This is a genomic window from Streptomyces sp. NPDC056527, assembly GCF_042794475.1.
Classification (GTDB): domain Bacteria; phylum Actinomycetota; class Actinomycetes; order Streptomycetales; family Streptomycetaceae; genus Streptomyces.
This window is the reverse complement of the sequence record NZ_JBHTTQ010000238.1, coordinates 1-1,262: the sequence shown is the minus strand read 5'-3', so window position 1 is coordinate 1,262 and position 1,262 is coordinate 1. Positions and strand designations below refer to the sequence as shown.

The 1,262-nt window shown below is 72.9% G+C and carries 1 protein-coding gene; it reads left to right on the top strand.

Annotation, left to right across the window (positions count from 1 at the left end; genetic code table 11):
- The first annotated feature begins 59 nt into the window (after positions 1-59).
- On the top strand, positions 60-1,211 hold the full coding sequence (locus ACFQ7Q_RS38155) for a cytosine permease (protein ID WP_383563875.1): 1,152 nt from the start codon (positions 60-62) through the stop codon (positions 1,209-1,211).
- The last annotated feature ends 51 nt before the right edge of the window (positions 1,212-1,262 follow it).

The following is a 1,262-nucleotide window of genomic DNA, read 5'->3' as shown; positions in this document are numbered from 1 at the left end:
AACCTTGAAGGGTGACCGTGATGAGCACTGTCGATCTCCAGGGGTAGACCCGGCTCGATGTGGGTGACTTTCCAGTCGCGGTTCCACCAGGGGAGCTGCTCTCCCTGGGCTACACCGCGCTGACGCTGTGGATCGGCGGCGACGTGGTCGTCGGGACGCTCGCCCGGTTGATCGGACTGCCGACCGGCGACGCCACGCACACGGTGGTGTACGCGGTCCTGGCCGCCTGCACGGTCGTCGCCGCGGTGTACGGCTACAAGCTGCTGCTCCGGCTCAGCAAGGCGCTCGCCATCGGCATGACCCTGCTCCTCGCGCTCGGCCTGGTCGCGTACGCGGGCGACGTCACCACGGCCGCCGTGCCCGAGACCCCCTACCTGCTCGGCTCGTTCTGGCCCACCTGGGTGCTCTCGGCGGTCGCCGCCGGACTCAGCGGCCCGGTCGCCTTCATCACCCTGCTCGGCGACTACACCCGCTACATCTCCCCCGCGAAGCACAGCTCGAAGACCGTCTGGCGGACGACCTGTCTGGGCCTCCTCGCCGGACTCCTCATCCCGCAGCTCTTCGGTACGTACACGGCGCTGGCGGCGCGCGGCGGCGCCGACTACGCGGGCCCCCTCGTCGCCGCCTCGCCCGTCTGGTACCTGGTGCCCCTGCTCCTCGCGGCGACCGCCGGCTCGGTCGGCAACGCGGGTCTGATGCTGTACTCGATGGGCCTCGACCTGGACGCGATCCTGCCGCGCGCCACCCGGGCGCGGGCCACGCTGGTGGTGGCGGCGGTGGCCACCGCCTTCGTCTTCCTCGGTCATTTCGCCTCGGACGCGCAGACCGCGATGACGTCGTTCGTGCTGCTGCTGACGGCGATCGGCACGCCCTGGGCGGTGATCACGCTGATCGGCCACGCGCGGTGCCGCGGTACGTACGACCCGGAGGCGCTCCAGGTCTACAACCGCCGGGCGCGCGGTGGCGTCTACTGGTTCCGGGCCGGCTGGCACCCGCGGGCCACGGCGTCCTGGGCGCTGGGCGCGGCCGTGGGGCTCGCGTCGGTCTCCACCCCGCTGTACGAGGGGCCGCTGCTCGCTCTGACGGGCGGGATCGACTGCAGCTTCGTACTGTCCGGCCTGGTCGGCGGCGCGGTGTACGCGATCCTGACGCCGGGCACGGCGCCGAAGGCCGAGACCGGGGAGGCGGCGGCCGAAGCCGCGGCCGTCTGACGGCCGCGGGAGGGTCCGGAACGCGCGAACGGCCCCGGGGCGGTGTGCCCC